Origin of the sequence: Klebsiella sp. R445 (genome assembly GCF_051131755.1) — a bacterium.
Taxonomy (GTDB): Bacteria; Pseudomonadota; Gammaproteobacteria; order Enterobacterales; family Enterobacteriaceae; genus Klebsiella; species Klebsiella lignicola.
Genome location: NZ_CP180446.1, coordinates 4983259 through 4996508, shown reverse-complemented (window position 1 = coordinate 4996508; position 13250 = coordinate 4983259). Strand labels below are relative to the sequence as shown.

Genomic DNA, 13250 nt, shown 5'->3' with positions numbered 1-13250 from the left:
CAACGTCAGCACTCGTGGCCAGCGACAAGCGTCAGTTCCCTCTGTTTCTCCCCATTCCTTAAACCCTATTTATATCTAAACAATTAATTTAAATTAACCAAATACTTCAACAACTACCGAATAAGGTAGTTGGAAAACCTACAAAGGAAACATTAATCATTCAGGTCACCTGCCGATTGCACCCTTTTCTCGCCCTTCTGCTCGACAAACTGCATCCATGGCATTAGACCCGTCATACATTTCTCCTGTACCTCATAATATGGAAATAAATACCGAGTCAGCCACCCGCAATCTATTTATAATTAAGCTTATGCGCATAAAAAACAAACCAATGGTTTATTTTTTGCTCACTAAAATATTTCGAGGTGACGCATTATCTCCCTCTTACTCATCGTCGTCGCGGCCAGAGCCCGCGGGAATATATTGCAATTTAGCAAGAGCTTATCCATGATCGATAAATGGCACTCTTATGTTGTATAGGTTTTAGCGAATGATCGAATGGATTGCCGACCCCTCGATATGGGCCGGTCTCGTAACGTTAGTGGTTATTGAGCTGGTTCTCGGTATTGATAATCTGGTTTTTATCGCCATCCTCGCCGAAAAGCTTCCTCCGGCACAGCGTGACCGTGCGCGTGTTATCGGCCTGATGCTGGCGATGGTGATGCGCCTGCTGTTACTCGCCTCGATATCCTGGCTGGTGACCCTGACAAAACCGCTGTTCACATACCATGACCTCAGCTTTAGCGCCCGCGATCTGATTATGCTGTTTGGTGGGTTATTCTTGCTGTTTAAAGCCACGGTAGAGCTGAATGAACGCCTGGAAGGCAAAGACAGCGATAACCCTGTTCAGCGCAAAGGGGCAAGGTTCTGGGGCGTCGTCGCGCAAATTGTGGTGCTCGATGCCATCTTCTCCCTCGACTCGGTGATCACCGCTGTCGGTATGGTGGATCATCTGGCGGTGATGATGGCCGCGGTGATTATCGCCATGAGTCTGATGCTGCTTGCCAGCAAGTCATTGACGCGCTTTGTTAACAGCCACCCGACCATCGTCATCTTATGTCTTAGCTTCTTGCTGATGATTGGTTTCAGCCTGATCGCTGAAGGATTTGGCTTCCCGATCCCCAAAGGCTATCTGTATGCCGCCATTGGTTTCTCCGTCATTATCGAATCGTTAAACCAGCTGGCGCTTTTCAACCGCCGCCGTTTTCTCTCTGCCAACCTGACGCTGCGCCAGCGGACCACGGCTGCGGTCATGACGCTGCTTGGCGGGCACAGGGAAAATACCGACCCCGGCAGCGACACTGCTGCACTAATGGTCAGCGAGCAAGATCATCCGCTTTTTAACCCTCAGGAGCGTCGGATGATTGAGCGGGTGCTTAATCTTAACCAGCGCACCGTCAGCAGTATCATGACCTCACGCCACGATATTGAACACATCGACCTGAGCGCGCCGGAAGAGGAAATTCGTGAGCTGCTGGAGAAAAATCAGCACACCCGTCTGGTTGTGACCGGTGGCGAGAATGAAGAAGATTTGCTCGGCGTGGTCCACATTGTCGATCTGCTGCAACAGTCGCTGCGCCAGGAGCCCCTCGACCTGCGCGTCCTGCTCCGTCAGCCGCTGGTGTTTCCGGAAACGCTCCCGCTTCTGCCCGCGCTGGAACAGTTTCGTCATGCACGCACTCACTTTGCTTTCGTGGCCGACGAGTTTGGTTCCGTCGAAGGGCTGGTCACATTGAGCGATGTGATGGAAACCATCGCTGGCAATTTGCCTAATGAGGTGGAAGAGATTGATGCGCGGCACGACATTGTCAAAAACCCTGACGGCAGCTGGACGGCCAACGGGCATATGCCGCTGGACGACCTCGTGCAGTTCATCCCCCTACCGCTGGATGAGAAGCGCGAATACCACACCATCGCCGGCCTGTTGATGGAATATCTGCAGCATGTGCCTGAAGCGGGTGAAGAGGTCAAAGTGGGTGAGTATATTGTCCGGACGTTGCAGGTAGAGAGCCATCGGGTCCAGAAGGTGCAGATTATCCCACCACCGCCGCCAGATGATGAGACCGATTACGAAGTGTAATGCCAGTCAGTGACGCCGTTCCCCCGGTTGCGCTACCGCTTTCCGGGGCTACAGGCTAATACGAGTTGCCCGGATAAGGCGCTTAGCGCCGCCATCCGGGCCATACAGATGCAAGATACTCAACGCGGCTTAATGCTTATCGAGCAACTTCTTCACGTCTTTGCCGTCCTGGGTGTTCTTATTGCGCTCCATCCAGTCGTTAAGGCGTTGTTTGGCTTCATCCTGCAACTGCCGACGCAGCACCTGATCGACCTGCAGGCTATAGCTTAGCTCCTGCCATTTGCCGTAAATACGCAGCGGAATCGCGGTCTGTTTGAGCTTGTCGATAAGCTTGCTTTCACCTTTCCAGCCACCGAGCACGCGGACGTTAAAGTGCATATCGCAATTTTCTTTCAGCAGGTTAAGGTCGCCCTGCCCGGTCAGCGCCATCATCTCTGATTGCCCCTGCAGATTCTTCAGGGTCACCTGTCCCTGCGCCAGCTGCAGTTCGCTGCTCATCGCATCCAGACGCGTCGCGTTATCGTAGTTTTCCTGAGCCTGAACGTTAGTACTACGCTCTACGGCCTGCTGGACCAGCTGCTGGAAGTTAAGCCCTTCCGTGCGGGTATCGCTCATCCGCAACTGAGCGTCACCCTGCCAGCGACGACGGAAATCATCGGCATCAATTCTTTCGCCAGAGAAATCACCGGTTAAAGAGAGTTTCCCGGTCAGATTCAGCGAATAATTAAACGCTTTCAGGATGGTCGCAATCTCGACATTATCCAGTTTTGGCTGGAAGGATGCCTGTGAGGTATCGCCACGCACGTCAAGGCTGCCGGGGAGCGCTATCACGCCGCCATCCAGTTCACCTTGCAGCTGATTGATGGTCAGCAGCCCCAGCTGGTTGGTGATATCACTTTTCACCTGGGTAAACTTCATGCCCCGCCACTGCAGCTGGTCGGCCGCCAGCGACAGATGGGCACTGAATCCGCGCAGACTCGCATAATCGTTTTGAATATCGCTATCGGCGATCACCGGGCGCAGCTGTCGTGGCTGGCTTTGTCCCTGCTGAGTTGCCCCCGCATCGGTCGCGGGAGAGCTGTGAATCAGCAGGCTGTCGAGATCGAGCGTGGTGGCGTGAAGATTGAGGTTCCAGTCCGCCCGATCGCCTAACACCACGCTGGCATCACCGCTAATCGCGCTGCCGTTAGCGGTCAGATTGAGATTATCAAAGCTGATTTTTTTCTCATTTTCCAGCCAGCTCGCCTGCAGGCTGCCCTGCCCGCTGACGCCTTCGGCCGGGAGTTCAGCGCCACGCAGCTGCCAGTTCAGTTGAGAGATATCGGCTTTTAAAGAATGAGGGTAGTCTCCGCCCTGCACCTCGGCGGAGAAAGAGAGCGCTAAGTCACGCTGGTCACGGTTGACCCGCCCGGAGAAATCGAGCGTGGCATGGTGATTTTCATCCTGATCCATCTGCAGATGAATATCGCGTACCGTCACCTGCTCACCGTCTTCGTGCTGGAAGAACAGGACGCTATCCGCCACCTGCAGCTTTCTGACATCGTAAGACCAGCCGTTATCTTCCGGCACCAATGGCAGCGTGTTGTCGTGCGGGACCACCGGCGCATCCTGGCTGCGCACGGCTTCGGTCTGCGGCGTCAGTTGGATAACCGCGCCTTTTAACATTACCTGCTTAACCTGCAGCTGATGCGAAAGCAACGGCATCAGCGCCACGTCAAGACGCATATTGTCCGCGCGCACCACCGGCTCGGCGGCGCCCGGCGCGGTCAGCGTCATACGGCCTGAGAGAATGCTCAACTGCGGCCAGACATGCCAGCGCAGCGGGCCATCGAGTTCGAGCTGATAACCGCTACGTTCCGCCACCTTATGTACCATATAGGCACGAAAATCGTTGGGATTGACCAGCAATACCAACGCGGTTAGCCCGGCGACTACCACCGCCAGCAAGATCATTAGCGTTGTCAGAATTCGTCTCATGGCACCCTCAGTACACCGCTTACGTTATCAGTCCTTGTCGATTCGACTCGCCACCGCGCCCTGCTGGTCGCGATATTTGGCGTCTTCACGGCGGTTATAGGGCCGTGCCGCAGGACCTGACAGCGGCTCAAAACTCAACGCGCCGATAGGCATCCCCGGACGCAGCGCCAGCGGCAGCTTACCGGAGTTGAAAAACTCCAGCACGATGCAGCCAGACCAGCCTGGATCGATACGGTGCGCGGTCACGTGCACCATCAGGCCCAGACGCGCCAGCGAGGAACGACCGTCCAGCCAGCCGACAAGATCGGCCGGCAGCGTCACTGACTCATAGGTCACCGCCAGCGCCAGCTCTCCCGGATGCAGATAGAACGCCTCGCCTTCCGGCAACACAATCTCTTCGCTCATTACCCGTTCCAGCGCGGCGGCGACTTCGGCCTTAGGCCCGCTGAGGTCAATAAAGGGCGCGGTGTGCCCACGGAATGTGCGGAATTTATTCCCCAGCCGAACATCAACGGTCGCGCCGTTAATCCGCTCAACAGGTGGACGCGGGTTAATAACCAGCCGTCCTTCATCCAACCAGGCTTCTATATCTCGGTCGCACAGACGCATGAGCGCTCTCCTTTAAGGCGTGACGCCCCAAGACCTTCCGGGGCTAAGGGCAATGTAGATTCTCTTTGCACGTTACACAATTCGTCTGTGTTATTCAAAGAACTGGCTGATTTTTGCCTTAAGAATATCAATCGCAATCCGGTTCTTACCGCCGCGAGGCACAATAATATCGGCATATTGCTTAGAGGGATCGATAAACTGCAGGAACATCGGGCGAACGGTTTTCTGATACTGCGCCATCACCGAATCCATTGAGCGACCGCGCTCATTGACGTCGCGCTTGATGCGGCGCATCAGGCAAATATCCAGCGGCGTATCGACGAAGATCGAGAAGCTCAGCTCATTACGCAGGCGCACGTCGGTCAGCAATAAAATCCCCTCGAGGATAATCACTTTCTTCGGTTCAATGTGGACGGTTTCCGGCATACGCGTATGTTCAACATAGCTGTAAACCGGTAATTCAATGGGTTGGCCGCTTTTCAGCATCTGCAGATGCTGGAACAGCAAGCTATGATCCATCGAGCTCGGATGGTCGTAGTTCGTTTTAACACGCTCTTCCATCGACAAATGACTTTGATCTTTGTAGTAGCTGTCTTCCGGAATAACGCCAATATGTTCATCGCCGACCTGTTCACGTAATTCGCGATACAGCGTGCTGGCGATAAGACTTTTCCCCGAAGCCGATGCGCCGGCGATACCTATAATGACGCACTGATGAGACGTATCAGTCATAACTTTTTTGCGACCTGATTAACCTGGATGTATATACACAACGCTCTGAATGATTTTGTGTATTGGAAGGGTGACGTTTGACCGTCAAACGCGGCAATTATAGGGATTTCAGCCCGGCGATACCAGAGGTATGCGCCCCACAACGCTATTCCTGCGCCGGGGACCACCCTTCTGTATACCAGATGTGCAATAACGCGTAGGAACGCCATGGCTGCCAGCGTCGAGCATAATGGCCAATACGTGCTGGCGTCATGCCGCTGAACCGCTGTTTAATCAGATAATCATCCGGCAAAAAGATATCCTTCGCCTGCCAGCCGCGCAGCGCAAAATAGCTCGCGGTCCACCGGCCAATGCCCGGCAGCGTCTGTAACTGCTTCATCCCGGCATCGATATCGTCCGGCGCCACCAGCGGAAGCTGACCGTCGATGGCCGCCTGCGCCAGATGAATTAAGGCTTCGGCGCGGCGCAGCGACATCCCGGTGGCCTTCAACGCCAGCGGATCCGCGCACGCCAGCGCCTGCGGTTCAGGAAAAAGGAAGTAGCCCGGCGCATCCACCAGCGGCTCGCCATAGGCTGCCACCACTTTAGCCGTCAACTTCGCCGCCATCGCCACGCTGACCAGTTGTCCCAACACCGCGCGCACCGCCTGTTCAAACGCATCGAGTGAACCAGGTAACCGCAACCCCGGCCGCCCGCTGGCCAGCGGTCCCAGCACCTGTGCCACCTGCTGCGGATCGCAGTCCAGGTCAAACAGACGCGTCACCCGGACGAAGCACTCCTCCGCCACCGGCAACAGGCCAGGCGATAACGTCACCCGTAATCCTTGCGCCGCCTCATCGGGCGCCACCCTAATCAGACCGCGGTGGCCCGCCAGCGAAAAACTGCGGGTATAATGCCCTTCTCCGAAGGTTTCAATGCCCGTCACCGCACGCACACGCAGAAAATCAAAAATCCATTGCTGGTCATAGGGTGGGTTCCACGGTAACAGCGTCATAATCATTCCTTCTTCATCTACCCTTATTAAATGCATCAATCATAGACGCTTTGCCTCTGACGGGCCTTGCTTTTAAATTCCAGTTGTCGCGATGGCGGCAATCCGCTAAAGTCGCCCCCCTTCTTCACTGGCATGGGGATTTTCAGGTCATGTTTATTGGTTTTGACTACGGAACCGCTAACTGTTCCGTTGCGGTGATGCGCGATAATCAGCCGCACTTGTTAACGCTGGAAAACGGCAGCACGCTGCTACCGTCAATGTTGTCCGCGCCGACCCGCGAAGCGGTCAGCGAATGGCTCTTCCGCCATCATCAGGTGCCGCCAAACGGTGATGAAAACCAGGCCCTGCTGCGTCGCGCCATTAACTACAACCGCGATGAAGACATTGACGTCCTCGGCAACAGCGTCCAGTTTGGCCTTGCCTCGCTGCATCAGTACGTCGACGACCCGGAAGAAGTGTACTTCGTTAAATCGCCAAAATCTTTCCTCGGCGCCAGCGGCCTAAAGCCACAGCAGGTCGCGGTGTTTGAAGATCTGGTGTGCGCCATGATGCTGCACATTAAACAGCAGGCGCAAAACCAACTGAGCCAGAATATCGACCAGGCAGTAATTGGCCGCCCGATCAACTTCCAGGGACTCGGCGGCGATGAGGCCAATACCCAGGCGCAGGGGATCCTGGAGCGCGCGGCAAAACGCGCCGGGTTTAACGACGTGGTCTTCCAGTTTGAACCGGTCGCTGCCGGTCTGGATTTCGAAGCCACCCTGAGCGATGAAAAACGCGTGCTGGTAGTCGATATCGGCGGCGGTACCACCGACTGTTCATTGCTGCTGATGGGGCCGGAGTGGCGCCAGAAAGCCGACCGCCAGCAGAGCCTGCTGGGCCACAGCGGCTGTCGCGTCGGCGGTAACGATCTCGACATCGCGCTGGCATTTAAATGTCTGATGCCGCTGCTGGGAATGGGCGGAGAGACCGAGAAAGGGATTGCCTTGCCGGTCCTGCCATGGTGGAACGCGGTGGCGATTAACGATGTTCCGGCACAAACCGAATTCTACAGCACGGCCAACGGCCGACTGCTTAATGATCTGCTGCGCGATGCCCGCGACGGCGAAAAAGTGGCGCTGCTGCTGAAGGTCTGGCGCCAGCGTCTGGGTTATCGCCTGGTACGCAGCGCGGAAGAGAGCAAAATCGCCCTCTCGGCCCAGGACAACGTAACGGCCGGACTGCCGTTTATCGGCGACGAACTGGCGACGGCAATCAGCCAACAGGGGCTGGAAGCGGCATTAAACCAACCGCTGACGCGGATCATGGAGCAGGTTCAGCTGGCGCTGGACAACAGCCGCGAAACGCCTGATGTGATCTATCTTACCGGCGGTAGCGCTCGCTCCCCGCTGATTAAGAAAGCGCTGGCGGCGCATCTGCCGGGTATTCCGATTGCCGGTGGTGATGATTTTGGCTCGGTCACCGCCGGGCTGGCCCGCTGGGCGCAGGTGGTGTTCGCCTGATCTTTACGGGGCAGTCTCTGCCCCGCTATTGAATTCCGTCGACGCATGGAACGCGCGGCTCTTTTGGTTCATTTCTGGTTTTATTCTCGTATTCATTGCGCCGCCTGTAGTGCTTTATATTGCCGCACCGCCGCAGCAACACAATATTCCACCATTCACGCCCCGACCAACCTGCTGAATCCCTGTACTGGCGCGGCCTGGAGAACAGATCCGTCCAGTAGCACCTTTTGTAAATATCGCTGGAATAATCTCGTTGTCCGCCGCAGAATGCTTTGCCATTAGAACCTAATTAATTAACTCCCGGATCCCGGGGGATGGCCTGTGCAAGTTGCCGCTAGCATTGGCTATTTTCTTCCTTTTTATTGATCCATGCCGCAGGGGGCGAGTTTGCATCATATCCGCGCCGTTACTGGCTCCATCCTCCCGATCGTCTGGAGCCGCAGAGTCCTGCTGTGGATCTGCTGCGGCATCATCATCGGCCTTCAGTATTGCCCCCCTGCCCGCGCGCAAACCCGGCAGATCGGCCTCGATACTCCGGTACAATGGTATGCCGACAGTAACAATTCGCTGACTCTGGATGGTTTTCTCGCGTTACCGCCGAGTGCGCTCAGTACAGGGCAGCGTATTCCTTCGTTTGGCTATTCGCCAAAGTCCTACTGGCTGCAAACACGTCTGCCGGCCTCGTACTTTCAGGGTGAACCGCGCTGGCTGCAGGTAGGGCCTACTTTTGTCGATCATCTCAACGTCTATTATCGCCCCGCCGGGAGCGATCTTCCGTGGACGCTGAAAGCCTTTGGCGATCGCGCCTCTACCCGCGATAACGATCTCAATTACCGGGAAAGCGTCCTGATTTTGCCAGCGCCGCCGAGCGCCGCGGGCTACGATGTCGTGTTCCGCCTGCAAAGCAGCAGTACCCTGATCCTGCTGGCGACGCTTTCCTCACCCCAGGAATTTGTACAGGCGGCCACCCGGGATACCGCATTCTGGAGTTTTTATTTTGGCCTGGCCTTCATTGCCAGCGGGGTTGCCCTGTGGCTCGCCTTGTTACTACGTCGCCGCCTGCTGTGGGGGATCTGCCTGTTTTCCCTTAACTATCCGCTGGTGGCAGCGCTGCACGGCTATCCCGAATGGTTTTTCGGGGACGCCGTGCTCCCGGTACAGGACGCGATGATCAGCTATCTGTCGCTGCTCAGCTATGCCACCGCGCTGTGGCTACATAGCGAGGTGTTTGACCTTAAAAAGAATATGCCACGCTTGCACCAGTTGCTGCTCGCCGCTATTGCGGTCAATGTTGTGCTTCTCGCCAGCGTTCCGCTGGGCTTTTATGGCCTGGCGATGCAGATTGAGGCGGGGATGTTCTTTATCGCTGCCCCTATTCTGCTGCTCACCTCGTGGGCCCTCTGGCGGCGCAAAGCCATCGATTTGCACACCTTTCTGCTGGGGCTGCTGCCTCCCGTTTATGTGGTCTCCGCCGCGCTGGCGCTGCTGTCGGTTCATGGCGTGATCCCTTTTCATAACGCCATTTACTCGACCTGGCAATACGCGCTGATCGTGCATATTGTCACCGTCCTGATCATCGCGGTGCTGCGCATCCGTGCTGAAAACCGCAGGTTGATGCAAAAGCAGCAGTTGACCCGCGAACTGCAGATCGAGCGCGAAGCAAGCTTTCAGCAACGGCAGTTTATGGGCATGGTGGCGCACGAGTTCCGCACGCCGCTCTCCGTTATCCAGGGGGCGCTGGAAAATCTGCGCTTATGCACCCCTGAAGCCGCGCAAGGACCGCGTCTGGATCGCATGCAGCGCGCAACGACACGGCTGGTCCAGCTAACCGATAACTGCCTGGCCGATGCGCGCTTATCTTCCAGCGCGCTGCATGTCGATAAACAACAGACCGACCTGCTCCCGGTGATCTATATGGCGGCAACGGTGGTTGAACTCTCCCTGAATCATTATTTTACCGTCACGCTGGCCGGGAAAACCGTCGATTCACAAACACCATCGCCGGCACTGAGCGTCGATAGCGGACTGCTGTGCATTGCGCTGGCCAATCTTCTGGACAACGCGGTGAAGTACTCCCCGTCCGGCGAGGTAGCCGTCGATATCTATCCGAATGCGGGCCACTATGAAATTCGCATCCGCGACCAGGGACCGGGGATCGCCGGCGATCAGGTGGAACGAATCTTTGAGCGTTACCAGCGTGGCTCCGTTCGCACCACGACCCCGGCCGGCACCGGTCTTGGGCTGTACGTTGCCCGACAAATCATCCAGGCGCACGGGGGCGAGCTGTGGCTGATAACCAACAGCCCGGATGGTTGCGAATTTGCGCTCACGCTTCCCGTGGATGCCCCATCACCGCACAAGAGAAAATCATGACATTACGCGTGGCTATCATTGAAGACAGCGTCGATCTCCTTGACGAACTGCTGGCCTTTCTGCGCTTTCGTGGCTTCAGCGCCTGGGGGGTGCACAGCGCCGAGGCGTTCTGGCGACAGCTACACCGCGATCCGGTCGATTTGGTGCTGATCGATATCGCTCTGCCCGGCGAAGACGGCTTCAGCGTGCTGGACTACCTGCATGAGCTTGGTGAATACGGGCTTGTGGTGATGACGGCCCGAGGGCATGAGCAGGATAAACTACAGGCATTTAATCTTGGCGCGGATTGCTTTCTCATCAAGCCGGTCAATTTTGCCGTTCTGGCCGAAACCCTTCATTCTCTGGGCGCCCGGCTGAAGCAGCAAAACACCGTCTCCCCGGTGTCAGCACCCGTAGTTGCACAGCCTGTTTCAGCGTGCTGGCAATTGCAGCCTGAAAGCCTGATAGCCCCCTCCGGCACGACGCTCCCGCTGACCCAGCAAGAACACCGCCTGCTGGCGCGCCTGATGCACAACCGCAGCGAAGTCTGCCGCAAGGTCGATCTTCACGCCTATCTTTTCCCCGATGAGAGCGAACCGGAGCTGCACCGCATTGACGTGGTGATCAGCCGCCTGCGTAACAAAGCGCGTCTTCATGGCGTGGCGTTACCCATCCGGGCCATTTTTGGCAAAGGTCTGGCATTTATCCCCTGATCTCCCTCTTTCCCTTTCCTGGCCTACAGGTTGCACGACCCGGATTGTTTTTCAGCTATAAGTTATTCATTTAGCTGTTATTGTTAATTTATCTCATTTTTTGAGAGGAATGAGATAAATGAGACTGACGGTAAACTAAGAATTTTCTTACATTGAACTGACGCCGTGAAGGTCTTGTCCGAAAACAGCCATGCAACAGGAGAGTGAAGCGCCCACTCTCCGGTCTAGCCACTTTCCGGGTATCCCTGATTTATCACCTTCAGGGATATTATTCCGCGCGGCGACGTTACGCGAATGAATGTACGACGCGATAATAAAAGCTTTATACGGAATACCCATTTTCGTGCCCGCACCGAGGCACGTTTATACCCTAAATAATTCGAGTTGCTGGTAGGCGGCAAAGCCGTAAATCCCCAGAGGCTTACTCAGGTAAGCGACTGGGGTGCGCGGGTGCAGCCAACACCCAGGCAACCTGAAGTATGACGGGTATATGACACCATCAATATCAGTTAAGGGATCTTAAGCATGGTTTTGCAAACGTGGTTAGCTTTACTGCTGTGTATATTTTTGCTGGGCGTCTCTGTTTATAGTCTTATTTCTTATATCAAAGACCGGAAAAGACAAAAAATCCCATTATTCTATAAAAATAATCGTAAACGATAATCCGAATACGGGCTGAATAATCACTCTGGCTTCTTTCAGTTTATTCATCTACTCAAGGAGGCAGGGTTAATACCCGCAGGTACAATTAGCGGGAAAATTAGGATTATAACGGGTTGCTCAGGGAGCATATTCTGAAAGTAGTCGGCCAAGGGTAAAATAATAGCGCAGCGGCGGTCGCTAACCGGTAATATTATCCGGCACCTGGGTATAACGATACTACCGTGTATTTTTGTACCCTCAGAATAATGCTTTTATTACAAGTGCGACCATTTCGTTACATTGCCCCTTGCGTGCCTGTTGGGGGCCTCTTTTTCCGCCATATTTAAGCTTTCCTTAAGTTGATGCCCCTTTACCGGGGCATCACTTTATCAGGCCTGAACCTGTTGCGGCTCCGCTTCCGGGACCTCTTCCTGTAACTGCCCTTCATTTTTCGACAGCATCGCCGTGGCGATCCCGTTGCCCAGCACGTTAATCGCCGAACGCCCCATATCGAGGAAATGGTCAATTCCCATCAGCAGCAGGATCCCGGCGACCGGAATATTGAAGCTCGGGATTGTCGCCGCCAGCACCACCAGCGCCGAACGCGGTACCCCGGCAATGCCTTTGGAGGCCAGCATCAGCGTCAGCATCATGACGGTAATTTCGCTAAAGCTGAGGTGGATGTTATAGGCCTGGGCAATAAACATCGAGGCAAAGGAGCAGTAGACCATCGACCCGACCAGGTTAAAGGAGTAACCGATCGGCAGGACGAAGGAGACGATATTGCGCGAACAGCCAAAGCTCACCAGTCGTTCCAGGGTCTTCGGATACGCGGCCTCAGAACTGCTGGTGGTGAAAGCGACCAGCACCGGGTCTTTCAGCATGTTAAGCAGACGAAAGACCTCTTTCTTCAGCACCATGTAACCTACCGCCAGCAGCACTCCGCTGGTCAGCAGCACGGCCAGGTAGTAACCGCCGATAAACGAGGCGTAGTTGAGCAAAATCCCCATTCCCTGAGAGGCAATGACCGAAGAAATGGCGGCAAAAATGGCCAGCGGAGCCACGTACATCACATAGCCCGTCACCTTCAGCATGATGTGCGACACCACGTTCAGCGCAGCCACCAGCGGCGCATTGAATTTCTCGCCCAGCGACGCCCCGGCAATCCCGAAGAACATCGAGAACACCACAATTTGCAGAATTTCGTTGTTCGCCATCGCATCGGTAATACTGGTGGGGATGGTATGCGACAGGAAGCCTTTCAGGCTCATCCCGCTCACCGCCAGACCGGTATCCACCGCTTCTTTCGGGATCGCCAGATTTAACCCAGCGCCCGGATGTTGCAGGGTCACGATCACCAGGCCCACCAGAATAGAGAGGATCGACGAGGTGATAAACCACACCATCGCCTTACCGCCAACCCGCCCGATGGTCGCGGTTTCACCCAACCGCATGATGCCCACCGTCAGGGTGCTAAAGACCAACGGCGCAATCACCATTTTAATCAGTCGTAAGAACATGTCGGTAAACAGCGTGATATTTTCCGACCAGGAGGCAACCGCCCCTGGGGAAGCATATTCATGAATCACCGCGCCGGAGAGGATCCCCAGCAGCATGAAAATGACGATGAACAGCGTGAGTTTGTTTGC

10 protein-coding genes are annotated in these 13250 nt (G+C 55.5%); 5 read left to right on the top strand and 5 right to left on the bottom strand.

Going from position 1 to position 13250, the window contains the following annotated elements:
- Window positions 1–493: 493 nt before the first annotated feature.
- Window positions 494–2080: a TerC family protein gene (locus ACMYSN_RS23500; RefSeq protein WP_462498325.1), complete on the top strand. Its 1587-nt coding sequence runs from the start codon at window positions 494–496 to the stop codon at window positions 2078–2080.
- Window positions 2081–2209: 129 nt separating this feature from the next.
- On the opposite strand, the gene asmA is transcribed toward ACMYSN_RS23500, so the two are convergent.
- The 4 genes from asmA to alkA all read right to left on the bottom strand — a co-directional run bounded on the left by asmA (window position 2210) and on the right by alkA (window position 6392).
- Entirely contained in the window at window positions 2210–4057 is a 1848-nt protein-coding gene (gene asmA / locus ACMYSN_RS23495; protein WP_462496349.1) for an outer membrane assembly protein AsmA, read from the bottom strand.
- 27 nt (window positions 4058–4084) lie between these two features.
- Window positions 4085–4666, bottom strand: a complete 582-nt coding sequence (dcd, locus tag ACMYSN_RS23490; RefSeq protein ID WP_123755062.1) for a dCTP deaminase — start codon at window positions 4664–4666, stop codon at window positions 4085–4087.
- Between the two features lie 90 nt (window positions 4667–4756).
- On the bottom strand, window positions 4757–5398 hold the full coding sequence (gene udk, locus ACMYSN_RS23485; RefSeq protein ID WP_123755063.1) for a uridine kinase: 642 nt from the start codon (window positions 5396–5398) through the stop codon (window positions 4757–4759).
- 145 nt (window positions 5399–5543) lie between these two features.
- Window positions 5544–6392, bottom strand: coding sequence for a DNA-3-methyladenine glycosylase 2 (gene alkA, locus ACMYSN_RS23480; RefSeq protein ID WP_462496348.1), 849 nt, complete (start codon window positions 6390–6392; stop codon window positions 5544–5546).
- A gap of 149 nt (window positions 6393–6541) precedes the next feature.
- Here alkA and yegD point away from each other — a divergent pair, with 149 nt between their 5' ends.
- From yegD to ACMYSN_RS23460, 4 genes are all read left to right on the top strand, one after another.
- A complete protein-coding gene (gene yegD / locus ACMYSN_RS23475; protein ID WP_462496347.1) occupies window positions 6542–7894 on the top strand; it encodes an Hsp70 family protein in 1353 nt (450 codons plus the stop codon).
- A gap of 426 nt (window positions 7895–8320) precedes the next feature.
- Window positions 8321–10267, top strand: coding sequence for a sensor histidine kinase (locus ACMYSN_RS23470; RefSeq protein WP_462498324.1), 1947 nt, complete (start codon window positions 8321–8323; stop codon window positions 10265–10267).
- Window positions 10264–10959: a response regulator transcription factor gene (locus ACMYSN_RS23465; protein ID WP_462496346.1), complete on the top strand. Its 696-nt coding sequence runs from the start codon at window positions 10264–10266 to the stop codon at window positions 10957–10959. Before ACMYSN_RS23470 ends, ACMYSN_RS23465 begins: the two co-directional genes overlap by 4 nt.
- Before the next feature lie 525 nt (window positions 10960–11484).
- A complete protein-coding gene (locus ACMYSN_RS23460) occupies window positions 11485–11622 on the top strand; it encodes a small membrane protein (protein ID WP_462496345.1) in 138 nt (45 codons plus the stop codon).
- Window positions 11623–11990: 368 nt separating this feature from the next.
- Here ACMYSN_RS23460 and ACMYSN_RS23455 read toward each other — a convergent pair whose 3' ends face one another.
- Complete coding sequence (locus ACMYSN_RS23455) at window positions 11991–13217, bottom strand: dicarboxylate/amino acid:cation symporter (RefSeq protein WP_462498323.1); 1227 nt, start codon at window positions 13215–13217, stop codon at window positions 11991–11993.
- Between the last annotated feature and the right edge of the window lie 33 nt (window positions 13218–13250).